Source organism: Lysinibacillus sp. VIII_CA, assembly GCF_049943995.1.
Taxonomy (GTDB): domain Bacteria; phylum Bacillota; class Bacilli; order Bacillales_A; family Planococcaceae; genus Lysinibacillus; species Lysinibacillus pinottii.
Genome location: NZ_JBNFXM010000006.1, coordinates 1 through 22552 on the forward strand (window position 1 = coordinate 1; position 22552 = coordinate 22552).

The window sequence follows — 22552 nt, forward strand, 5'->3', positions numbered from 1 at the left end:
CGACCCCGCCCGCGGAAAGCGTCCGCCCGTAGTGAAAATCAACGGCTTTACTTTATTTCATTGTAAAAGAAAAAAGAAGACTGTAGGCAAACTCTCAAATTTTTTGAGTTTGTCTACAGTCTGAGACCACCTAGAAAAGTGGTCTACTACATTTTTAGAAAATTTTCTTTTGATTTCTGTCATCCTTTAAAATTTCTAGAGCTGCAGCTAATTCCCCATCAGCATCACCATATTGCTCCGTTAAATACTTTGCGAGCATGGGATTACATGTACTAACCTTAACCGCAAAAATTATTCCTCCCGGACTCAGAATTTATACTTGCCATGGCCAAGGTGTATCAACCCAATTGAAAGGATAATCAGAATAACTTCTTCCAAAATTCATTAATGGCCCAAATTTTTGCTCAAATTTGACTTTAAGTTTCATACTTTTTTCAGTGTTTTCATTAAATTGCTGAATGGCATCATAGTCATCGGGATGAGTATCCAGATATAAGTTTAATTCAACAATGACAAAATCGATCGCTTGTATTTCTTCAAGTAGGGTATAAAATTCGGGTGGCATCTTTTTACTCACTTTTCATCCCTCCTTTTTGGTGGTGGGTAGGGACTAAACAATTGAGGCCATAAAGTTCCGGCTAGAAGTGCTTCTTGAGGGGTTGGGAATTGAGGTAATCCGGGTGGTTGAAAGCCCATATATAATTGTGGGGGTGTAGCATAAACTTTAACTTTTATAGGTGGACATGGATCGAATGGGCCGATATAAGGTTTCCAATACTTATATTGTGAAGACATGATATCCTCCCTTCTATAATCATTTGCATCAGTGCAATATATGGGGAGGCGATAAGTATTATTCTGAAGAAGTAAAGATATTTCAAAAGAAAGTCCTAAACCATTAAACAATTTTAAATTAAGTAGAGATTTTCAAACACCTGCCATATAATACTTATTATGCTAACCGATAATCTGGGGTACAAACTTCAATAACGGTCGTACACCCCCACTTGATTTACTTTTACAAACATTGATTTAACAATATCCTCTAGAATTACTTTAATGCGCCATTCTCTTATGATTGTGCGCCACAATGGACAATATTTATTCTATTTTAATTAAAATGAGTATGCTTGAGTTGCTTTTATTTTACGAAGTCATTAAAAACCCAACTACAAACAGTTTGTAGTTGGGTTTTCGTAGCAGGATATTCATAGCTTGTACTGCTAAATAGCTACTTAATTTTTATACATTAATTCAGTATACGTATCACCAATTGGAGTTGCAGTTTCAGTTATATACGTGTTGATGATTGTACCCATAGGGTTTTTCACTACATTTTTTACTTTGTGGTAAATAACGTCTTTTCTAACACCAACTCGGACATATTTATTAGGGTATTGCGATTCATAAGTCCTTGTAGAAGTAAAGCTATGTGAAAATGAAATACCGAACGTCGATGAACCTTGTGCAAAGGAGCCGTTTATACTCCAAGTGATGCCACCAGCAATGGATACACTTTTCACTTTATCCCAACCTGGTGTAGCAGGGTGGTAACCAATAAATGCCCGTGAAACAGTATATTTTTCAAGTGTAGTCTGTGTTGTTTGATTACATGTAGCACATAATAGTTGTTTGCTGTTATTCAGATAGGATTGATAGTCTGCTTCTGATTCAAACAGAATCATGCCGCCGTCTTCTGTTGTTATGCTATACCTATTATCTGTCACTAATTCTAATTCCTCAAAGGGTAGTAATTCTGAATCACTCTCGGCTGCATGGACTAAAAGGCTACTGCAACTAAACACTAAAAATAACACAAAGCTAAAGAGTAACGAACTAAGTAACTTATTTCCAGTTATTGCTGTCATCTTTTAACAACCTCCCCTATATTTGTAATTCAATTTCCATTATATACTAAGTGGCAATATTTGTATATAGAAGGTTTGCTTATTGTATAATATGTAAGTATTAACCAATGTTATTAAATTTTAAGAGAAGGTGGAATAAGAGTCGTGAAAAAGAGGTTAACATTTTGTGCTTTACTCGGATTATTGTTGATGCAAACGGCTTGTAGCTATGGAGTAAATGTTAACTACGAAGAAGTGAGCAATCCTGAAATGGTAATTTCCGAAAATACAAAATTGGAAAATGTAAGAGTACTAGAACTGGATATTAATCATGAAGAAAGTAAAAGGGTTCTTAACACATTTGGAGATGATTTAAAGGATGGAATTTATGCTTACGACAAGAATAAGCATAAAACATATATTTTGATAAATTCAACTACTAGGAATTACTCTGATTACTCGTTTAAATTTGATAAGGAAAAGAAAATTTTAACTCTTACCTATACAACGACAGAAGGAAGTAATACAAATAAAAAAACGCTATTTCTGTTAGAGAGTTATAAGAAGAATCCATATAATGAAATCAAACTCGTTAATAACGGGAACGATGATGGATTCATCGGAGTGTATACGCAGTAAACCATATTCAAAAAACATTTTATGTTGAGTTCAGGTACCAAAAAGATTATTCCTCCAACAGAAATACCCTGTATATTTCTACACAGAAAGAGGTAATGAATACATAGAAATGTACGAATTGTTATAGATAAGTGAAACAAACGTAACATGCCTTTGCTGATGCACGGAACTTGGAGTTTCCCCATCTCACGGTAAAGGGTGGGCTTCTACAAAACCAGTAAGACACAGATATATTGTGTTTTGCTGGTTTTGTTCTATTGGTGATAATTAAATTTTTGAACGGAATGAAGAATTACTCCATCTAATGGAGGAAGGAGGTGGAAAGGATAAAATTTGAATTAGAAAGGCACGCAATACGCAAAGGTATTTCGATTTCACGAGATGAGTAATACGTAGTGGAGTGAACACAATTTGAAGAATATAATGGAAAAGCAAAAACTTATTTGAATTATGATGCCAATCCCATGGGGGAAAATATTGAACTGAATATTCCTTTGCAATAAGAAAAAGATGTTCAAAAAGGCTCTCCTTTCTAGACATCTTTTTTATTACATCATTTAGTAGATGCATTAGGATTGATCAAAGCTGCCTAGAACCATAAAATCTACAACAACACCACTTACTGGATTTTCTGACCCTAATACATTAATGCCTAATACTGTTACACCGCTAATATTTGTCACATTTGCAGAAACATATTTTGCGGCAATATTCTTCTCTCTCATTTGTACCCGAGGTCTTAAATTAATGGTTGTATTTGTAGAGTATACGCTTGATACTGCGAAATCAATAGTTGTTAACAAAGGATTGCCACTCGCTATTGCATTGTCTGTGAAATAAAAAGTAGCGATACCATTTGCATCTGATGTAGCTTGTCCATAAATAACGCGCTTTTCTTTTTTAGGAATCGACTCTCCAGCTTTAAATACATGTAATAATGTTGGTGCGAGTTTAATAATTTCAATGCTCATAAACATTCTCCTTCGTTAAATAGTTTCGTACCCATCCTAATTATTTATGAATGATGCAATGCTATTCTATGAACTTTTTATTAGTTTATTACTTTTTTAAATCAGTTATTAAAGTGCATAAGAAAATTAAAATTTTGCTGTAGTGGCAATGCCTTGAAGTATTTGAAGGGTCACTTGGGATGTAGTGACCCTCGAACAAAAGGAATGTGAATTAATAACTCATTACGTTTGTGTAACTAATTCTACTGCTTCGATTACTAAAGGTGTACCTGCAGTAAGCGTGCCTGTAACGCCATTAAATGTTAATTCTGTCGCAGAAACTGTATAGGAGCCGCCTTCTTGTAATACCCCATTAATATAGAAATTATAGTAGCCATTAGTTACTACTGGGAAAGCAGTAGCGGCATTTCCACTATCGTTTAAAAAGGCAGTTGCAGCAATAGTTGTGCCATCTGTGACAGTTAAATTGGCTGCTAAAATATTAAAGAATTTAGTCGAAGTTCCTGTAACATTTACATGAATATTTATAATTGAAAGTGCCATTTTTTCACCTCCTTCCAAAACAATAATATTTACTGAAAAACTTCAAATTCATTTACCTATCCAATGAGATTTACGAGAGTTATACGGGTGAAAAAAGTTGATTATTTTCACAGTGAAACATGTAAGTTTTAAAAAAATACATCTTATCTTATTTTCATTAATAGTATATGAATCGAATATGGAAGATGATTGGTAATGTGTCTATTAAAAAAATTGAATATAGGATTAGAAAAAAATGGGAAATGGGAGGCAGTCGATGGCCGAACACTGCATAAACACGCGCGAGGCAAGACAAAAATGGCCGGCCGATAGATACAACATTCTTTTGGAAATTTCCTATCGACTATTATTGAAAGGCAATATGATGAGGGTAAGAATACTACTCGGATGCTTGAGTAAGTCAAGGATTATGATGAAATCAGTCGTCTAGTGTTAAAAGAGGAGACTAAACTTGTCATTTCTTGCGCTTACCCGGGAAATTATTTTTTTATTTCCTAGCTAGATAGCTTTTCACAAGGGAAATATAATACATCATCATGGGGGAATGAAATCATATCGACAAAGAGGAAATAGTCATGATCGTCTATTTCCTGTCTATTTATCTGTTGTTAACGTGTGATCTGCTTATAACCGCACTTTCTACAGGAGCAGTGAACTTTACATTTGCTCAATTCACCACGTTCTCATTCTCCCGTAGCATACTATTCTATTTAATGGCCCATTTCTTTTGAATAATTCGTACTCTTTGATGGCAAAAAATAGATTTTGAATGGGCTTTGATCCCAATCAGCTCTCTTGAGAAAGCAAGCTTGCAGGTGTTCAAGTTCAAGGGATGTGTTGGCACGCACTTCAAGCTTGTGTAGCTGATATTCTACACGAATCTTTTCATCTCATCATTTCCTCTTGATTAAAAACGCAACAGCATCACTTCAAGGGGTTTATGCCTTTTGGTTTTGCAGTTTGTTGTAAATTTGAACTCAGAAGCTTATTCACATAATGTTCTAGAAGGTGACGAAAGGAAATTTAGGCGTTCTGAAATGTGGGAAAAGGAAAAACTTATGTTGATAAAGACTTCTAATTTTTTTATTTCTACAATACATAATAATTAGAAAAAAATTCAAATTCTAACTAGCTGAGACCATTAATTCAATGAGATAATAATTAATGGGTAGGTTTGGAAATAAAGTGAATAGGTAGTGCCACTTTGATTTTATTTCCATGTTATTCACTCTTATGTAAGTTACTGTTAGTTAAAGGGGAGATTTTACATGAATGAGAAGGAGAACGTTTTAAAGGAAAAAAATAAAGAGGATATAAAATTTTCAGTTGTAATACCCGCGCATAACGAAGAACAGTACATTGGAAAATGCATAGAATCCATATTAAAAGCTTCCAAGCCATTTGAACATCAAGTGGAAATCATTGTTGTATTAAATCGATGTACAGACAGAACGGAGGATATTGCAAAATCGTACAATTGTATCGTATTAGAGAATAACGACAAGAACCTCTCTAAGATAAGGAATGCTGGTGTTGAGATAGCAAGAGGTGAAATCATCGTAACGATTGATGCAGATACACGGATGAATGACCATGTGTTGTTAAAGGCAGAGGAGTATTTAAGCTCTGGAAAATTCATTGGCGGTGGAGTTACAGGGAAGTTTGAGAGAATGTCTTTAGGAATTTTTGTTTCAGCTATGTTATTGATTGGTCCATTATTCTTTAAATATGGAGCCATATCTGTGGGAATCTTTTGGTGTAATAAAAAGGATTTTAAATCGATTAATGGTTTTAATGAAGAAATGCTTATGGCAGAAGATGCAGATTTTGCTAAACGATTAAAAGTGTGGGGAAAAAAGAACGGGAAAAAATATGGGACAATTCAAAATGGAATGATCACATCAAGTAGAAAATTTGATAAAAATGGGGATTGGATTTTACTTAAGCGTCCGACAATCATCCTAGCCTACCTAAAAGGAACAGACCGAAAATATGCGGATGAAGCTTATTATGAAAATCAAGATAGATGAATGATCTTAAGCTAGAGGTTAAAATGAGAGATAAAAAAAAGAAACATTTGTGACGTTAATCCTCCATTGATTAACGCTTTTTTTGCTGTGATAGTGATGTTGTAATAGATAACTAATAAAGGTGAATAGTAGGGTGAGGTAGAATTCTAAAGTATATGGAATGCTGGATTGGAAGGAGAGTGTATGAATGATTATTTCTAACAATAGTACCCCAATTAAAAACAGAGTGGGTGCTGTGTTTGTTCCAGTTCGTAACTTAGAGAAGGCAATAGAATGGTACAGGAAAATATTTGGTTTGGAGGGGGGAGAAGAACATTTTGGGCATTTATTCGTGGCACCCATGGAAGGAACGGCTGGGTTAATTTTAGATGCTATGCCAATGTGGAGAAAAGAGGATGGAGATATTGCCAACTACCAAGTTCCATCCATTCAGTTTGTGACGGACGATATCCAAGCTTCTTATCAATTTATGAAAGACAATCATGTTGAACTTTTAACAGAAATACAGGATGATTTTTATTTTGTGTTCAAAGATTTAGAAGGAAATGTATTAATGGTTTGTAAAAGTGTTGGAGCTTCGGAGGGCTAATAAAGTGTGAGTGATAATGAATTTTGGTAAGGTATGATCCTTATCTCATTATCAAAACATTAAAGAAAATAGTGTGGGGAGGAAGGGTGTACAGTGAAAACAACTGAAAATTTTACGGACAAGGCCGAAATATATGCGAAATATCGCCCTAGTTACCCTAATGAATATATTGATTATTTGTTTTCAGCAAACCAACTTAAAGGAGAACAGACGGTGGCAGATATTGGTTCAGGTACGGGAATATTGAGCCGTCAGTTACTTGAAAAAGGGATGAATGTTATTGGTGTGGAGCCAAATGACGACATGAGAAAGATGGCTGAGGAGTCTTTAAGCCTCCATTCTCGTTTTAAATCAATAAAAGGAACTGCTGAACATACCACATTAAAAGGCAATAGTATTGATTTAGTAACTGTGGCACAGGCATTTCATTGGTTTGATAAAAAAGCTTTTAAAATGGAATGTCAACGGATATTAAAACAAAATGCAAATGTTGCTCTTGTGTGGAATAGTAGAGATTTAACTAGTCCAATTATTCAAGAGAATGCAGCAATTTGCCAAAAGACCTGTTCGAATTTCAAAGGATTTAGCGGTGGAATGGAAGATACTCCAGCAATTTTTAACAGCTTTTTTAAGGATGGAAAGTATGAGCTTATAAAGTATCAAAATGATTTGATTTTTAATTATGAGGATTTCTTGGGAAGGAATTTATCAGCTTCGTATGCTCCAAAAAAACACGACGACGAATATGAAAATTTCATTTTTCTCCTGTCGGGGTTATTCGAAAAATACAGTAAGAATGGACAAATTGTTCTTCAGAATATAACACGAAGCTATCTAGGTAATGTATAAATAGCCAATAGAAGGGGGTTCGTTTAAGGAAATACAAAAAGCCCCAATATACAGCTTTTTAAAAGAATATTGGGGCTACGTTCCACATTAATTATTTATTCTTTTCATTTATAATTTGACTGAAATCTATTTCCTCGGCGAACTCTTCTCTGTTTTTACGCTCTCTGTTAGCATTTTGATTTTGATTCTGTTGTTTTTTGTTGTCTTGCGTTTTATTATTTTTATGTTTATTATTACCCATGATCATCTCACCTCCACCATTAGTGTGGGTGAAAGATGTTTTTTTATCCCCTTAATGTACATGAAGTGATAATAGGTAATATTTAGAGAAACTTTTACTCGTTTGTTTTAGTAGGTAAGCCAAAATGATAAGGTTGCTAATATGGATAAATTTAATGCATGAAATATTGAAACAAAAGACAGAATTTAATCTAAATGTATAGATTAAATCTGCCTTTTTGTTTTAACAGCAACAATCTTAGTAAAGCGCCATACTCTTTCTCTAGACAGTCACTTAACTTTTTTATAGGGATTTGTAAGAGCTATTGAATTAGCTGTTTACCAGATGGAAACTCGATCTTTCGGAGCTACATACATGCCATCTCCAGGCTTAATTCCATAGGTGTCATAGAATTCCTGGAAGTTTACAATCGTGCGGTTTACCCGAACTTTATTGGATGAATGTACATCATTTTTGCTCAAAATTGCTGCAAATTCTTTTGTTGTTGTGGATTTCCACATTTTTGCATTACTTTCGAAATATGCTTTAAAATCTGGTTTACTCATTTGAGAGACAACCTGCAGTGAAGCCGCCATTCCACCTAAATCAGCGCCATTCTCGCTTAATGTAAGCTGACCGTCATTCAAAACACCAGGAATAATCTCAATGGCATTATAAAACTCAATCAGCTTTTGGTTTTTCTCTTCGAATTTCTTAAAGTCTTCTTCTGTCCACCAGTTATTTGCATTTCCATTTTCGTCGTATGCAGATCCATTGTTATCAAATGCATGGCTGATTTCATGACCAATAATCATGCCAATGGCACCATAATTTTCTTCAGGTTTAGCGTTAATATCATAAAAAGGCGCTTGAAGAATACCAGCAGGGAACGTAATTTCGTTATTAAGAGGATTGTAAAAAGCATTAACGGTATAGACACTCGTTACCCATGCCGTTCTATCTACTGGTTTTCCTAGCTTAGCTTTTGTGTTATCAATGTATGCTTTGGTTACTGTGAAGGTATTAGAAAATAGCGAACCACCTTCGTCATATGTCTTGATAGTTACTTTATCTAATGTCGTATCCCACTTATCTGGGTAACCGATTTTAACAATCATTGTATCCAGCTTTTTAATTGCTTTAGCTTTTGTTGTTTCTGACATCCAATCAAGGGATTTGATTCTTTCCTCATACGTAGCAATTAACTTATCTACCATTTGTTCAACATCTTTTTTAGCTTTTGGTGAAAAATGTTCTTCGGCGAACAGTTGCTCCAAGTATCCGCTCATTGTGCTAGTTGTCTTAGCTATTGCGATTTCCTTATCTGTTTTTACGCCTGAAACTCCATATAACGTTGCAGAAAACTCATTAGCAGCATCTCCGAATTCATCTGACAACAGACCGCCAGTTGCCATAAGGAGCTGCAATTTAGAGTAAGCTTTCAGCACATTAAGGTTCTTTTCATTCAAGAGCTCCGCGCCTTTTTGCGCCAGCTTCACATCAAATACGATGACTTTATCAACACTGTCAACTTTCATCGAATTTAAAACTTGTTTCATATCTACTGTTTTGAACATGCTGTTAAATTGCTCGATTGTATAAGGGTTATAGTATTTCTTAACGTCGCCTTGTTCATGAGGGTCAAGTGATACGGAAGCTAAGCTTTTTTCCATTTCATAAATTTTCTCTGCTAGAGCAATTGCCGTAGATTCTTTTTCGCCCGATAGTACTAATAGTCTGGTCATATACTGAATATAGGCTTTTTTCGCGTTAGAGTCTTCAGTTACAAAACTGTTCTTATCCAAACCAGTAGCTAACCCAGTGTAATACAAAGCATTTTCACTGCTATTCTTTGCATCGTTCATAATGGCAAAGCTGAATAGTGAGCTTATACCTAATTCTTTCTCCAAATGAAGATCTGCTTGCACAAGTTCAGCAAGAGTTTTAGCTTCATCAATTGCTTTTACATATTTTTGAATGGGCTCAATTCCTTGTTTATTTCTATTGTTTGTATCCAATGCTGTCGAATAGAAATCGGCAATTTTCTGCTCTTTTGATCCTTTTGCAAATTGTTTGCCAGAGAGCTCATCTATTATCTTTTCGATTTTATCAGTATTCTGTTTTTGAAGCTCAGAAAATCCGCCGCCCATGATTTCTCCGACTGGAATAGTCGATTTATTTAACCATTCCTTATTGATGGCTTCATAAAAATCATCGTTTAAATGGGAGCCTTTAAGTGTCCATATTCTGGCAATCAGGTTTTGGAATTCATCGATAGTAATTTCTTCATTTGCTCCTAATGTACCGTCAGGGTTGCCTGTCAGTATGCCTGCTTTAGTCAGTTTATCGATATCTTTCTTAGCCCATGTAGGTACATCAGTATACTCAACTCCAAATGTGCCACTGCGAAGATCATTTCCAACAGGCTTTGGCAATTCGCCGAATGCTCTGCTCAACATAACTAAAGCTTCAACTTTCTTCGCTGGCTCATTTTCTCGTAAATCTTTGTTTTTAGAGCCTTGTATAATTGCCTCCTTATTTAGTCCAGGTTGATAGGTATCTGCAGCTATCAACAAGGTTTTAACAATTTCTCCTCTTGTCGCAGGTGGTGACTTTTCATCAGCATACACCGCTACACTTACGGACAGGACCATTATGACGGTCATGAGTAAGGATAAAAACTTCTTTTTCATGTTCGTGCTCCTTCACAGTAAATTTGTATAAATTAAGGTAATTGGGTAGATTTTAGAATTTCTACCATTTGTCCATTGTAGTTGATTTATTTCAGTTTGAAAATATGTTAGGAGCTTTTTCATTTTAAGGGAGCATTATCTAGCTAATTTTGCGCTAATAGAGCTGAGAAAGGTCACTTCTAACCGACTATAATAGCATTACTTTAGAGTGGATTATAGGATTTAAGTAATACTACACTCAGGTTTTATTTTTTACGAATAGTAATGAAACTATGCCCAGCTAAGGTTTTATGAACTGCTAAAATATAGCCTAGAATGACAGTGTAATTTCAGAAGAAGCAATTCAGGGATTTTGTATGAAAAAATCTATTTGACGTTTCGTACTATTTTTCGTATTATATGGAGGAAAAGAATGCCCGAACTTGATCGGGAGAGGTTCATAGCTGATACCCTCTATAAAAAACTATGGAAACATGACAATTTGCCATGTCCATATCGGACGTGGCTTTTTTATGTTTAGACGTATGTTTTAATAGATGAATTGGTAAAGCCTCTCTTGAAAGTGTTGGGAAACATTTTACAAGGAGGTTTTTTTATGTCTGGTCGAAGTCATGAAGAAGGACTGAAGGATTTAACATTATTAGGTAATCAAGGAACGAACTATTCATTTGAATATGCACCTGAGGTATTGGAGGCAGTAGATAATCTTCATTCCAATCGCGATTATTTCGTTAAGTTTAATTGTCCAGAGTTCACTAGTTTATGCCCGCTTACCAATCAACCTGATTTTGCAACGATGTACATCTCGTATATTCCAGACAAAAAAATTGTAGAGAGTAAATCACTAAAGTTGTATTTATTCAGTTTTAGAAATCACGGTGATTTCCATGAAGATTGCGTTAACATCATTATGAATGACTTAATTACATTGCTTGACCCTCGATATATCGAGGTTTGGGGGAAGTTTACGCCACGTGGGGGGATTTCAATCGATCCGTGGTGTAACTATGGGAAGCCAGAGACTAAATATGAAGAAATCGCAAATTACCGTTTAATGAACCATGACCTTTATCCAGAAAAAATTGATAATCGATAACGAGAAATTAGTTAGTCCAATCAAAAAAGAGGTTTTTAGCTACCCTCTTAAAAAAACTAAGGAGAAAGCAGCACCTTTTCTTAGCGTGCTGTTTTTTCCATCAAAGGGAGTTTTTATAGATGAAGCAGGAGAAAGCAATTGTTGTATTTAGTGGAGGTCAGGATAGTACAACTTGTCTGTTTTGGGCAAAAGAACGTTTTGCAGAGATTGAGGCCGTGACTTTTAATTATGGACAAAGACATCGCCTTGAAATTGAATGTGCGGAACAGATAGCAGAGGAGCTTGGTATTAAGCATCACATACTTGATATGACCCTCTTAAATCAGCTTGCTCCGAATGCATTGACACGACAAGACATTAAAGTGGAAGACGGTCAAAATGGTGAGCTTCCATCGACATTTGTACCTGGACGAAACCTTCTTTTTCTTTCATTCGCTGGTGTTTTAGCAAGTCAAATAGGAGCCAAGCATATTGTAACTGGTGTATGTGAAACGGATTTCAGTGGATATCCGGATTGCCGAGATGTTTTTATTAAGTCCTTGAATGTAACGTTAAATTTATCGATGGATAATTCCTTTGTGATTGATACACCGTTAATGTGGCTCAATAAAGCGCAGACATGGGAGCTTGCCGATCAGTTTGGGGCTCTAGAATTTGTTCGGGAAAGAACATTGACTTGCTATAACGGAGTAATCGCAGATGGTTGTGGGGAATGCCCCGCATGTAAACTGCGAAAAAAAGGGCTTGATGAGTATCTAAGCTATAGGAAGGAGTTTTAAGCATGTCAGATTTTAAAATCGTCGATAAGCTCCAAAAAATAGGGGTAGATATCCAAAGTAATCAATTGAACTATCATGCTAAGCGTGTGCTTGTAAGCAAAGAATTTACCTTCGATGCTGCTCATCATTTACATCATTATGAGGGCAAATGTAAAAACCTACATGGCCATACTTATCGTGTTGTATTGGGACTTAGTGGATATACAGATGAACGCGGCTTGATGATTGATTTTGGTGATATCAAAAGAATATGGAAACAAAAAATTGAGATTCATCTGGATCACCGTTATTTAAACGAAACGCTTCCACCTATGAATACCACAGCAGAAAATATAGTTGTTTGGATTTACGATACCATGGTAGTGGCCTTGCGTGATGAGCAAAGAAATAATGGTGCGCGTGTAGAATTTATCAGACTATATGAAACTCCAACAAGCTATGCAGAAGCGAGACGGGAGTGGATGGAAGTTGAGTAAGATACCTGTTATCGAGATCTTTGGACCGACAATTCAAGGCGAGGGAATGGTAGTGGGCCAAAAGACCATGTTTGTAAGAACGGCTGGCTGTGATTATTCTTGTTCGTGGTGTGATTCGTCGTTTACGTGGGACGGTAGCGGAAAGCATCTTATTGTTCAAATGACAGCGGAAGAGATTTGGGCAGAGTTGAAGCGTCTTGGGGGTAATGGCTTTTCATATGTTACGATTTCAGGCGGCAATCCTGCACTTTATGCTAATTTAGAGGCGCTTATTGCCATTTTAAAAGAAAACAACATAAAGGTTGCGGTGGAAACACAAGGAAGTAGGTGGCAGAACTGGATGTACGACATTGATGAATTGACCATTTCTCCCAAGGCGCCTAGTTCAGGTATGACAACAGAGTATTCAGTGTTGGTAGATATTTTTGGAAAACTTCATCACCATATTTCTCTAAAAATAGTCGTTTTTACTCAAGAGGATTACGATTTTGCTAAACAAATTCACCATCAATTTCCAACTATCCCCTTTTATCTTCAAGTCGGCAATGATGATCTCACAACGAATGACAATTCGCGATTAATGAAAAATTTACTAGATAAATATCATGCACTGATTGATAGCGTGTTGAAAGATGAGGAATTAAAGGATGTTAAAGTATTGCCACAGTTGCACACTCTTGTATGGGGAAATAAAAGAGGTGTATAGTGTGCCATTACGAAATGTCTAGAAATGTATTAGAGGAGTACCAGAATGAGAATTTTATTTTATTTATTATCGATTATCATCGCTAATGTGGTAACAGCAGCATTTGCGCCATTACAGTTTGGGATGTTTATTGTTCCAATGGGGACGCTTTTAATAGGGGCGACCTTTATTTTCAGGGACCTTGTGCAAAATAAATATGGTAGAACAAAGACATATTTCTTTATCGTTACAGCTTTAATTTTATCAGCAGTAGTGTCATTCATACTCGGGGATACACTTTTAATTGTGGTAGCATCGGCTGTCTCATTTGTTGTGGCTGAAACAGCTGATACAGAAATCTATAGTCGACTGAAATTACCAATGGCTTGGCGAGTGCTTTACAGTGGAATCGTGGGAGGGTTTTTGGATTCTGCAATCTTTGTAGTCATTGGATTGAGTCCACTTGGAGCTAATATATTGCCTTGGGAAGCAGTACCTGCCGCTATTGTAGGACAAATTATAGTGAAGACGATTATACAAATGTTCGGAGCCCTAATTCTTGGTCAAGTGGGATCATTAAAAGAAAAACGTCTTATTTCAGGTTAATTCTTTGTAGAAGAGGGCTACTCGTTTTCTGTGGGAAAAGTGAGTAGCCTGCAAAGAATAATCGTTATAACACATTGACATTTTCCATTTTAATACCAAATTGAAATCTAGTATGCTACAATCTTGTTTAAAGACAGGAGGTTTAGGATTTGAATAATTATAATAATGGAGATATTATATTTAGTTTATTTTCGATAGTAGGACTGTTGTTTTACATAATTCCGATTATTTTTATAATTTGGTTTGCTATTAGTACGATTAGGCAACTAAAAAGACAAACAAAATTATTAGAAGAAATGAAAGACAGTATAAATTATATCAATGGACATCCGACACGTAGTAAATGATAATGCCCTAAAAACTATAAAAAACGATGAAAAAAAACAGGTACTCGAATGAGACCTGAATTTTTTAGAACGGTAATCGCTATGAACTTGGGGATGGAATAAAGGGTTTAGGGTTTAGTCACATTAGTGTTCATAGCGATTCCCCCCTTACAAAACATATCATTTACTTATTTTGTAAATTGTATACCTTACTTGATGTAAAAAGAAAAGAATATCATGCCAGTACATATAAGCGCACTTCAATCATGGTTTATGCTTACGGCACCTATTGGAAGTTTGTTGAAAAATTGTAGAGGATGATATGGTATTCTGTGAATGAACACGCATACTAACCAAAAAACTAGGTACTCCACAAAGAGAGTACCTAGTTTTAATTGTGAAAAAAGGAAGGGCCACTTGGGATGGAGTAACCCTAGTAACAATTTCGGAGGTGTAAGGCTAATTTAGCTTTACACTATTAAGTATATGTTAGATTCGCTATGTTTAAATAGTTAATTGCCTCAGAGTCTTAAAAAGAAAATTCTTAATAATTTCAGTTATAAATTGAAAAAGAGGGATAGAAATGGTAATATGGCAATAACTTTAGGTAAAGGGGAGAAAGCTTATGAAAAAAAGATCTATCCGTTTTTTAAGCATGGGCATTGGATTCTCCACTGCTGTTTTTTTCTAGAATAGTTGAACAAGGGATAAGTCTGCACTTTTTTAGAAAAAAAGAACCTAAAGGAGATTCAACATGAAATCAAAACTAGTGCGTAAAAACCCAATACAGGCACCAAAGCCTGTAGGGAAATATAGTCATGTCACAATTATTCCAAAAGATGCAACAATGTATGTTTTTTCTGGTCAAATTGGTTTGGACCAAGATGATCAATTACCACAGACATTAGAGGAACAAATAACAAATACCTTTTATCATATTGAAACGATTTTAGCTTCAGAGGGAATTGATGCCTCTCACATTGTAAAGGTCAATATTTGGGCTACAGAGGAAATAGATTGGGATTATTTCGACGAGCAATGGCAAGGTATGTTTGGCGATTCCTATCCATCAATGACCATAGCCTATGTATCAGCACTAGGTTTGCCAGAGATTAAAATAGAGCTTGATATTTGGGCTGCTAAATGATTTGATGATTTGTCATTATCGTTTATACCCTTAAAAGTTCATTTTACGAAGACAGTTGGAAGGAAGGGCTATTCCGCCACCGAAAACAGACCATCCACCGTGAAGATTGCTTGCTTAACTTTATTTCATTGTAAAATTTAAAAACGAATATATCCTCTGAATATTGTCGTTTCAGACTGTAGACAAAAGCCGTCGAGAAGTTCATTCTCTATGGCTTTTGTCATTTTTCTTTCTCTTTCATATTCAATATTTGGTATATCATTGCTGTATCCAACATACTCTTCGAGCATAGATGCTCTCTTAAGCTGTCTGCCATGTCCAAGTAGCTAGTTTCTTTAACATGCGTGGAATCGATAAATAAATGGTCTGCATGGAGGAGTCCTTGATGCATAATCTCTTTTAAAATACCATAGAAAATCTGCTCAAATATATCGGTGTCTTAAAAGCGACGGACATAATTTTTACCGAAGGTAGAGAAATGCGGGACTTCTGTATGGAAGCCAAATCCTAAAAACCAACGATACGCCATATTCGTTTCAATTTCTTTGATGGTTTGACGCATGGACCGAATACCAAAAACGTACTGAATAAACGTCATTTTAAAGAGAACAACAGGATCAATACTAGGACGCCCATTAGGTGAATAGAGATGTTCGACTAAAGGATAGATAAATGAAAAATCAATAGCAGTCTCTAGTTTTCGCACTAAATGATTGTTGGGAACTAATTGATCACGTTAACATTTCTAATTGTTCACGTTCATTGGTTTGATTCTTCGTCATCATCGTTTATCACCTCAAAAATTTACTTTTCAACACCCTATATAGAAAAAGTAAGTACTTTATGTAGAAGTTGATGGGAACGAAGGGCGGCGACTCCTGCAGGAAAAGCGGGAAAGTCGAGATCCTGGACTGAGCGAAGCGAGGGAAGCAGCTCGACCCCGCCCGCGGAAAGCGTCCGCCCGTAGTGGAAATCAACGGCTTTACTTTATTTCATTGTAAAAGAAAAAAGACTGTAAGCAAACTCTCAAATTTTTTGAGTTTGTCTACAGTCTGAGACGACAATATCCTTTGAATATTGTCGTTTTTTTTACGTTCATGGCTACATTTTACCGAAGCATTCTTTTTAATTGCTTCATTTCATAATTTAAATCGTCAATTTGCTTTTGCAGTTTATCAATATCATTATTTTTACCTTGGTTCTCTTGTAACTCATCTTCCAAGGCAAGACCTGCTGCAATGGTCGCTAGTGCGTCACCAAGTGTTGTGATGGCTCCCGCAATAACAGCCAGCTTAGCAGCTTGACTCACTGACTCAGCTCCTTCACTATTCCGATAGCCTTTGTTATTTTTCATAAAATCCTCCCTGCAAAAAAGGGTATTATATGTATAGTATGCATGCTGTAAGAGACAGGTGCAGAACCATGGTGACTAGCAGCCAAAAAAGGTCACTTATTTTTCAATAAGTGACCAAAAAAAATGGGGATGTGTATCTTCCTGAAGATATGAGCAAAGATGGAAAGCGAGTAGGGTACATTACCAATATATGACGTTTTGCTTTATGCTGATAGGTATATATCCTTGGCTAAAAATCTTTTCTTTTTCTAAGGGGAGGGACTGTCCAATAGGTCCCCATTCGCCACAGCCACTCCAGTGGTCCGAAGCGGAAATAGTGTAACCATAGCTTACTGAAGATTAATTGGAAAACGTAAATACCTAGACAAATCCATAGTGACTCGAGGAATCGAAGTTGCCCAATTAGTTGAAATGTATGGCCGATTATTAAAATGAGTGCAGTTTGCCCTAAATAATTTGTTAGGGCCATGCGTCCATACGCCTTTAATGGTGATAATAGTCGTTGGAATAATACACTTTGTAAACATAGGATAATAACCCCCATGTAAAAAGCGGAAACAAATGGGCTAAACTGTAGTCCAATTAACGCAAATTGCTCCATATTAGTAATATGCTCTTCCAGTTGAATTTTGGATAAATGATTGATATTAACATTGGCTGTAGGGACATAGTGCCACTGATAAAGCCAGCTAACTATGCTAACACAGAACATTACAATCGTCACTAGCATGATTTTTTTTCGATGTACAGAGATGTTTTCAAATAGGCGGTATTGTCCAGCAGTTAAACCTAGCAAAATTAGTGGGAAAGGCATGAGGATCTTTATCCCAAAATAAGCTGACAGGGCTAATAGAATGATCCCAACTATTAAATTGATTTCTTTCCGTACTTTATAAAAAGGTAAGGCTAAAAAACCAAAAATGGCATAGACAGTTAATGCTTCTCCTGGTTGAAAATAGAAATGGATAAGCCCCATTAATAATAATATTAAAAGTCTGCGACTAAATAATACATAGGCTCTATCATTTCTAGCCATTGCACGCGAAAGAAAAAGATAAAATCCTATGCCAAATAAAAAAGAAAAAATAATAAAAAATTTACCCTCTATAAAAAGCGTGAGAAATCGACTATAGGCAATATCACTAGCTATTTGTGGTGGTGCAATCCACATCAATGCAGGGATATTCACTAAAATAATACCAAGTAAGGCAAACCCTCTTAAATAATCTAAAGTATCAATACGTTTGTTGTTGTCGGTTGGTTGCAACGTCATCTCCTCCTTACAACCAAGTATAAGGTCGTTTCCTAAAAATTAGTAACGAAGAATGTTACGTGAATCTTACAAAATCGTCATATTTGGAATTAGCTTTCTATAGGGTATGTCGCTAATATAGCATGAGCATGTTGACGCAAAAGCTGAATTAATTCAGGTGGTTCTTTGACAATCGCATCCGGACCTAAGCGATAAAAAAAGGAGCTAATAAAGTGAATCTCTCCTTGGTCAATCATTGTATTGATATAGCCAGTTCCATCACTATGACCAACCACCACCTTCTCGAAATTTGGCTCACTTCTGCATTGTCGTACACCTTCTCTTGTTAATTCGACATACAAGCGTATTGGCTGCTGAGGTTCATGGGGACTCTCTAGCCATTGCTGTAAATGAACAGATGTCTCATAGCCTTTATCGCTTTTATTCATTGAATGAATGCGATCAACTCGAAATAGAAGGATTTTCTCTGTTTGTAAATGAATAGCAGGCATATACCACAAGCCATCATGCGCATACACGCCAATAGGATGGACATGCTTAGTGGTGATGCCTGATTTTGATTCATATTGAATGTCTAATTGTAAATGGTTAATAACCGCTTCTAATACGTCTGATAAAAGAGGTGTAGAAATAGCGCGTTTAGGATTCCAAAAGGCAATATAGGATTGCAGACTATCTACCTTTTTTTGCGCCTCTTTCTGTAACGATTCATATAGTTTTTGTGAAACAGACTTCATTTCCGTATTAAATGGTAAATCACGATAATATTGCAGAGATTGGAACGCAAAGAAAATAGCAACCGCTTCTTCCTCTGTAAATAAAATAGGGGGAAGAATGGCACTTGAAAGCACTGTATATCCACCATTTCTTCCTTGCTCTGCGTAAATTGGCAGCCCCATATCACTTAAATCTAACAGGTAACGATGCACTGTTCTTACAGAAATGTTGAAGGCATCGGCAATTTCCTGGGCTGTAAATTGCTTTTTAGCGCTGACAAATAACAAAATATCAATTAATCGTTTAGCCTTGGACATATTCTTTCACCTTTTTTAATTAATCATGTCAATAGTTGTCATGTTTTATGTTTAGTATATACATTGTACGAAAGATTTTCAAAAGAAGAGGAGCTGACATGATGTCACGAGAAATAGTGGTATTTATCGGAATAAGTTTAGATGGGTTTATAGCTAAAGAAAATGATGACTTACAATGGCTGGAAGAAACAGAGGGGGAAGGGGATAATGGCTATGCTGATATGTATCAAACCATCGATACGATTATTATGGGGAAACGAACATATGATTATGTCAAAGAGCATCTCGATACATTCCCTTATCCTGATAAGAAATGTTATGTGTTCACCAAATCTCAAACAGGGAAAGATGAGCATGTGGAATTTGTCCAAGGGGATGTGGTGGCGTTCACTAAGAAATTAAAACAACAATCAGGCGCAAAAATTTGGATGGTCGGTGGAGCTCATATATTGGATGCTTTTTTACAGGAGCAGTTGGTTGATGAATGGATTATCACCATTACCCCGCATTTATTAGGGGCAGGTATTCCATTATTTAAACAACCGCGTCCATTTGAAGATTTAAAGCTACTCGAGACAAAGCGATACGGTCAAATGGTCCAAATGCATTATCAGGTGAGAAAAGAAGAGTAAGGTAGTACGGATTAAAAGAAAAGGATAGATGAAGAAAATCTATCCTTTTTTTCATGGAATAATAAGTTGCTTATTATGAAAAAGAACTTGCTTGACTCTGTATCTATTATGTTAACAAGACCAGCCTCAATCGGTTCATCTTGTTTTTAATTGCATAAAAATATTCACTAATATAACTAATAATGGGTGCATGATAAATGCTATGGCTATTTGAGCATAAAAAGCGCCAAAATATTCAGCATCGGTATCGAAAAGAAAGATGTTCAGCATCGTAAATAGCGTTAATACAGCTATTAGAGTGTAGCGAATGGCATTTTGAGAGCCAATAATTGAGCCATACACAAATAACAGTGTGGAACTAAATAGGAGTACATGTAGAATCATGGCTTCATCAATTGCATATGAAACGGGTATATCAGAAGTAATCAATAACCGATAAGCGAAGGCCCCTAGTAAAACAAACGTGCCAAATAAAAGTAATAGATTAGAAATTAAATTTTCTCTCATTGTCTCACCTTTTATTAAAATTTAGGTGTTAGTTTGGTTGCAAATCCTTTTTAAAAGACCTGAACAGCAAACAGTACAATCCGTTTTGAATTGGCAACAATATTAATTACTTAACAAAAACAACATATTCGTACCATTGGTTTAGAAAAACAAGCAAAGAGTATTTAATCCTTTTGCTTATGTTTGATTGCTAAATGTAATGAGAAACTTATCCCAATGGTCATTATTATAGAAAAAATAATCGTGAACATTTCTTTATAATAGATGGATGTAATAGCCATGATAATTGAACTGATGATAAGGGCTACACGTAATAATATTGCGGTTTTTTCACTTGGATTAAAAAAATCTTGAAGAATAGCAAATAAATAAGCGAATCCGAAAAATAGAATGTACTCATAAACCAACACAGGCTCAACAGAATCTGGAATTCCTAAATATAGGGCTTGAATTATGAGAATAAATAACGCTATATATTTTAAATATTTATAGGAGTTTTTTGACAAATGATCACCCTTTTTTATAATAGATTATCATTTTTAAACAAGTGTTGGTTATAAAATCCATTATTTTAAAAATTTAGTATATTCAGTAAGGAATGTTCTTTCCATTTGGATAAAAGGAGACAATTTGAAGTGAATGATAAGAGATATTACAGATTAAACTTAGCGTTCATTTGTGTTGTTTCATACCTGAGATTCATAATCAGATGGATTATTATAGGTTTGTACATTGTTTTGGATATTGGGTGGGTTCATGTATGGTCCTCCTATTTTATTGTATAATAAATGGACATTTCTACAAGGATACAGAGGGGGATACTACAATGTCATTGGAACTTCCGCGAAAAATACATATTATTGGCTCTGTTGGTAGTGGGAAAACAACATTAGCACGTTCATTATCCAAAATGCTCCAGCTTTCTTTTCATGAATTAGACAATGTAGTTTGGATTCGTAACCAATCGGGGGATATTAGAAGGACGGAGCAAGAGAGACAGGAATATCTACAATGTATTATCCAAACAGACGGGTGGATTATTGAAGGAATCCATCAGGAGGAATGGGTGGCACAAAGCTTTCAGCAAGCGGATTGTATTATCTTTCTAGATACGCCTTATAAAATTCGTACTGCTCGGATTATAAAGAGGTTCGTCAAACAAAAAATAGGAATCGAAAAAGCCCATTATCAGCCAACTTTTTCGATTTTTTTTAAAATGTTTCGATGGAATAAACGTTTTGAAGAGGTGGGGAAGCCACATTTTTTTACAAAAAGGGAAGATCTATTAGATAAAGTATTATTAGTTCAGCACCAAAAGGATGTAGACAATTATTTTCGTCAGTTTCAATCAATAAAAAGCGTATCCCGATGAGTGGATACGCTTCATTTTTAGGCATTTTTCTTTGTGCGTGTTGTACGCTTTCTTGTAGTAGGCTTTTTCGTTTTATCTAAAGATGCCTGTAGCGCAGTCATTAAATCTGTGACATTATCGGGAACTGGTCGTTGTTGATCGTTCGTAGCTACCGTATTGGTTGCTTTTTTCTCTTCGATTAAGTCCAGCAATGCATTCCGATAATCGTCTGTATATTTCTCTGGATTAAATGTGGTCGTTAATTGGTCGACCAGCATCAGAGCTGTCTCTAACTCCTTTGGTACAACGTCCTGCTCACTTGGAATATTCGGGACATCCCCGACACTCCTCACCTCATCAGGATAATGAATGGTCTCCATCACGAGTGCATTTTGATACACTCGCACAACAGCAAGCTGTTCTTTTGAACGAATAATGATTTTAGCAATGCCAATTTTGCCAGATTGCTCTAATGTTTTACGCAATAATGAATAGGCTTTAGCACCAGTAGAATCAGGGGATAGGAAATAGGTGCGTTCAAAATAAATCGGATCGATTTCCGTCAATTGTACAAAATCAATAATTTCTACGGCTTTATCTTCATTTTCTTTCCGTAAGTTTTCTAAATCCGCTTGATCCAGTACGACAAATTTATTTTTTGTATATTCATAAGCTTTTACAATGTCCTCATCTTTTACTTCTTGATTGCACCCCTCGCAAACCTTTTTATAGCTAATCGGTGTATGGCATTCCTTATGGAGCTGTCGCAGTTTAATATCTTTATTTTCCGTAGCGGCATGAAGCTTTACTGGGATATTGACAAGTCCAAAGGAAATGCTTCCTTTCCATACTGTATGCATACAAATGTCACCTCTTTTTCTTACTATGATATTTTTTGCAGTATT

General features: G+C 35.7%; 26 protein-coding genes, 2 pseudogenes and 2 riboswitches. Of the genes and pseudogenes, 13 read left to right on the top strand and 15 right to left on the bottom strand.

Going from position 1 to position 22552, the window contains the following annotated elements; genetic code table 11:
- Window positions 1-187: 187 nt before the first annotated feature.
- The 4 genes and pseudogenes from ACP3VS_RS10170 to ACP3VS_RS10185 all read right to left on the bottom strand — a co-directional run.
- Window positions 188-313, bottom strand: a pseudogene (locus ACP3VS_RS10170) (manganese catalase family protein); the annotation flags it as partial.
- The gene (locus tag ACP3VS_RS10175) at window positions 314-577 is read right to left on the bottom strand and encodes a spore coat protein CotJB (protein ID WP_080695204.1); all 264 of its coding nucleotides are present in this window, start codon (window positions 575-577) and stop codon (window positions 314-316) included. It abuts the pseudogene before it with no gap.
- Window positions 574-795, bottom strand: a complete 222-nt coding sequence (locus ACP3VS_RS10180; RefSeq protein WP_031418574.1) for a spore coat associated protein CotJA — start codon at window positions 793-795, stop codon at window positions 574-576. Before ACP3VS_RS10180 ends, ACP3VS_RS10175 begins: the two co-directional genes overlap by 4 nt.
- A gap of 440 nt (window positions 796-1235) precedes the next feature.
- Window positions 1236-1868, bottom strand: a complete 633-nt coding sequence (locus ACP3VS_RS10185) for a hypothetical protein (RefSeq protein ID WP_012294697.1) — start codon at window positions 1866-1868, stop codon at window positions 1236-1238.
- Window positions 1869-2012: 144 nt separating this feature from the next.
- Here ACP3VS_RS10185 and ACP3VS_RS10190 point away from each other — a divergent pair, with 144 nt between their 5' ends.
- Window positions 2013-2486, top strand: a complete 474-nt coding sequence (locus ACP3VS_RS10190; RefSeq protein WP_031418573.1) for a hypothetical protein — start codon at window positions 2013-2015, stop codon at window positions 2484-2486.
- 569 nt (window positions 2487-3055) lie between these two features.
- Here ACP3VS_RS10190 and ACP3VS_RS10195 read toward each other — a convergent pair.
- The gene (locus ACP3VS_RS10195; RefSeq protein WP_031418572.1) at window positions 3056-3457 is read right to left on the bottom strand and encodes a hypothetical protein; all 402 of its coding nucleotides are present in this window, start codon (window positions 3455-3457) and stop codon (window positions 3056-3058) included.
- A 222-nt stretch (window positions 3458-3679) separates the two neighbouring features.
- The gene (locus ACP3VS_RS10200) at window positions 3680-4000 is read right to left on the bottom strand and encodes a DUF4183 domain-containing protein (RefSeq protein ID WP_031418571.1); all 321 of its coding nucleotides are present in this window, start codon (window positions 3998-4000) and stop codon (window positions 3680-3682) included.
- Between the two features lie 1268 nt (window positions 4001-5268).
- On the opposite strand from ACP3VS_RS10200, the gene ACP3VS_RS10205 reads away from it, so the two are divergent.
- The 3 genes from ACP3VS_RS10205 (at window position 5269) to ACP3VS_RS10215 (ending at window position 7468) form a co-directional block, all read left to right on the top strand.
- On the top strand, window positions 5269-6030 hold the full coding sequence (locus ACP3VS_RS10205; RefSeq protein ID WP_426388608.1) for a glycosyltransferase: 762 nt from the start codon (window positions 5269-5271) through the stop codon (window positions 6028-6030).
- A gap of 187 nt (window positions 6031-6217) precedes the next feature.
- Window positions 6218-6619, top strand: a complete 402-nt coding sequence (locus ACP3VS_RS10210; protein WP_426388610.1) for a VOC family protein — start codon at window positions 6218-6220, stop codon at window positions 6617-6619.
- Window positions 6620-6712: 93 nt separating this feature from the next.
- Window positions 6713-7468: a class I SAM-dependent methyltransferase gene (locus tag ACP3VS_RS10215; protein ID WP_426388612.1), complete on the top strand. Its 756-nt coding sequence runs from the start codon at window positions 6713-6715 to the stop codon at window positions 7466-7468.
- Between the two features lie 91 nt (window positions 7469-7559).
- Here the strand turns inward: ACP3VS_RS10215 and ACP3VS_RS10220 are convergent, their stop codons facing one another.
- The gene (locus tag ACP3VS_RS10220; RefSeq protein WP_180276664.1) at window positions 7560-7709 is read right to left on the bottom strand and encodes a hypothetical protein; all 150 of its coding nucleotides are present in this window, start codon (window positions 7707-7709) and stop codon (window positions 7560-7562) included.
- Between the two features lie 317 nt (window positions 7710-8026).
- Entirely contained in the window at window positions 8027-10381 is a 2355-nt protein-coding gene (locus ACP3VS_RS10225; protein WP_426388614.1) for a M13-type metalloendopeptidase, read from the bottom strand.
- A gap of 426 nt (window positions 10382-10807) precedes the next feature.
- Window positions 10808-10854, top strand: a riboswitch (PreQ1 riboswitch).
- Window positions 10855-10976: 122 nt separating this feature from the next.
- Between ACP3VS_RS10225 and queF the strand changes: the two genes are divergently transcribed.
- The 7 genes from queF (at window position 10977) to ACP3VS_RS10260 (ending at window position 15496) form a co-directional block, all read left to right on the top strand.
- A complete protein-coding gene (gene queF / locus ACP3VS_RS10230) occupies window positions 10977-11477 on the top strand; it encodes a preQ(1) synthase (protein WP_031418567.1) in 501 nt (166 codons plus the stop codon).
- 22 nt (window positions 11478-11499) lie between these two features.
- A riboswitch (PreQ1 riboswitch) is annotated at window positions 11500-11543 on the top strand.
- A 53-nt stretch (window positions 11544-11596) separates the two neighbouring features.
- Window positions 11597-12256, top strand: a complete 660-nt coding sequence (queC, locus tag ACP3VS_RS10235; RefSeq protein WP_012294686.1) for a 7-cyano-7-deazaguanine synthase QueC — start codon at window positions 11597-11599, stop codon at window positions 12254-12256.
- Window positions 12257-12258: 2 nt separating this feature from the next.
- Window positions 12259-12732 (top strand): 6-carboxytetrahydropterin synthase QueD, encoded by a 474-nt coding sequence (gene queD, locus ACP3VS_RS10240; RefSeq protein ID WP_012294685.1) that lies wholly within the window; start codon window positions 12259-12261, stop codon window positions 12730-12732.
- Entirely contained in the window at window positions 12725-13438 is a 714-nt protein-coding gene (gene queE, locus ACP3VS_RS10245; RefSeq protein WP_426388616.1) for a 7-carboxy-7-deazaguanine synthase QueE, read from the top strand. Before queD ends, queE begins: the two co-directional genes overlap by 8 nt.
- A gap of 45 nt (window positions 13439-13483) precedes the next feature.
- Entirely contained in the window at window positions 13484-14023 is a 540-nt protein-coding gene (locus ACP3VS_RS10250; protein ID WP_012294683.1) for a VUT family protein, read from the top strand.
- 149 nt (window positions 14024-14172) lie between these two features.
- Entirely contained in the window at window positions 14173-14370 is a 198-nt protein-coding gene (locus tag ACP3VS_RS10255; protein ID WP_036161826.1) for a hypothetical protein, read from the top strand.
- Window positions 14371-15103: 733 nt separating this feature from the next.
- Window positions 15104-15496 carry a RidA family protein gene (locus ACP3VS_RS10260; RefSeq protein WP_012294682.1) on the top strand — a complete coding sequence of 131 codons (393 nt, stop codon included), beginning with the start codon at window positions 15104-15106 and terminating at the stop codon, window positions 15494-15496.
- A gap of 325 nt (window positions 15497-15821) precedes the next feature.
- Here ACP3VS_RS10260 and ACP3VS_RS10265 read toward each other — a convergent pair.
- The 4 genes and pseudogenes from ACP3VS_RS10265 to ACP3VS_RS10280 form a co-directional block, all read right to left on the bottom strand.
- Window positions 15822-16281, bottom strand: a pseudogene (locus ACP3VS_RS10265) (transposase); the annotation flags it as partial.
- A 323-nt stretch (window positions 16282-16604) separates the two neighbouring features.
- Window positions 16605-16850, bottom strand: a complete 246-nt coding sequence (locus ACP3VS_RS10270; RefSeq protein ID WP_012294680.1) for a hypothetical protein — start codon at window positions 16848-16850, stop codon at window positions 16605-16607.
- Window positions 16851-17079: 229 nt separating this feature from the next.
- Window positions 17080-18123 (bottom strand): DUF418 domain-containing protein, encoded by a 1044-nt coding sequence (locus ACP3VS_RS10275; RefSeq protein WP_012294679.1) that lies wholly within the window; start codon window positions 18121-18123, stop codon window positions 17080-17082.
- Window positions 18124-18212: 89 nt separating this feature from the next.
- Entirely contained in the window at window positions 18213-19157 is a 945-nt protein-coding gene (locus ACP3VS_RS10280; protein WP_012294678.1) for a helix-turn-helix transcriptional regulator, read from the bottom strand.
- A 101-nt stretch (window positions 19158-19258) separates the two neighbouring features.
- On the opposite strand from ACP3VS_RS10280, the gene ACP3VS_RS10285 reads away from it, so the two are divergent.
- Complete coding sequence (locus ACP3VS_RS10285) at window positions 19259-19789, top strand: dihydrofolate reductase family protein (protein WP_036166404.1); 531 nt, start codon at window positions 19259-19261, stop codon at window positions 19787-19789.
- 135 nt (window positions 19790-19924) lie between these two features.
- On the opposite strand, the gene ACP3VS_RS10290 is transcribed toward ACP3VS_RS10285, so the two are convergent.
- Together ACP3VS_RS10290 and ACP3VS_RS10295 are read right to left on the bottom strand one after the other, a co-directional pair.
- Window positions 19925-20296 carry a hypothetical protein gene (locus tag ACP3VS_RS10290; protein ID WP_426388619.1) on the bottom strand — a complete coding sequence of 124 codons (372 nt, stop codon included), beginning with the start codon at window positions 20294-20296 and terminating at the stop codon, window positions 19925-19927.
- Between the two features lie 164 nt (window positions 20297-20460).
- On the bottom strand, window positions 20461-20802 hold the full coding sequence (locus tag ACP3VS_RS10295; RefSeq protein WP_036161823.1) for a hypothetical protein: 342 nt from the start codon (window positions 20800-20802) through the stop codon (window positions 20461-20463).
- A gap of 320 nt (window positions 20803-21122) precedes the next feature.
- Between ACP3VS_RS10295 and ACP3VS_RS10300 the strand changes: the two genes are divergently transcribed.
- Window positions 21123-21668 (top strand): AAA family ATPase, encoded by a 546-nt coding sequence (locus tag ACP3VS_RS10300; RefSeq protein ID WP_200990372.1) that lies wholly within the window; start codon window positions 21123-21125, stop codon window positions 21666-21668.
- Window positions 21669-21685: 17 nt separating this feature from the next.
- Here the strand turns inward: ACP3VS_RS10300 and ACP3VS_RS10305 are convergent, their stop codons facing one another.
- The gene (locus ACP3VS_RS10305; RefSeq protein WP_012294673.1) at window positions 21686-22507 is read right to left on the bottom strand and encodes a Ku protein; all 822 of its coding nucleotides are present in this window, start codon (window positions 22505-22507) and stop codon (window positions 21686-21688) included.
- Between the last annotated feature and the right edge of the window lie 45 nt (window positions 22508-22552).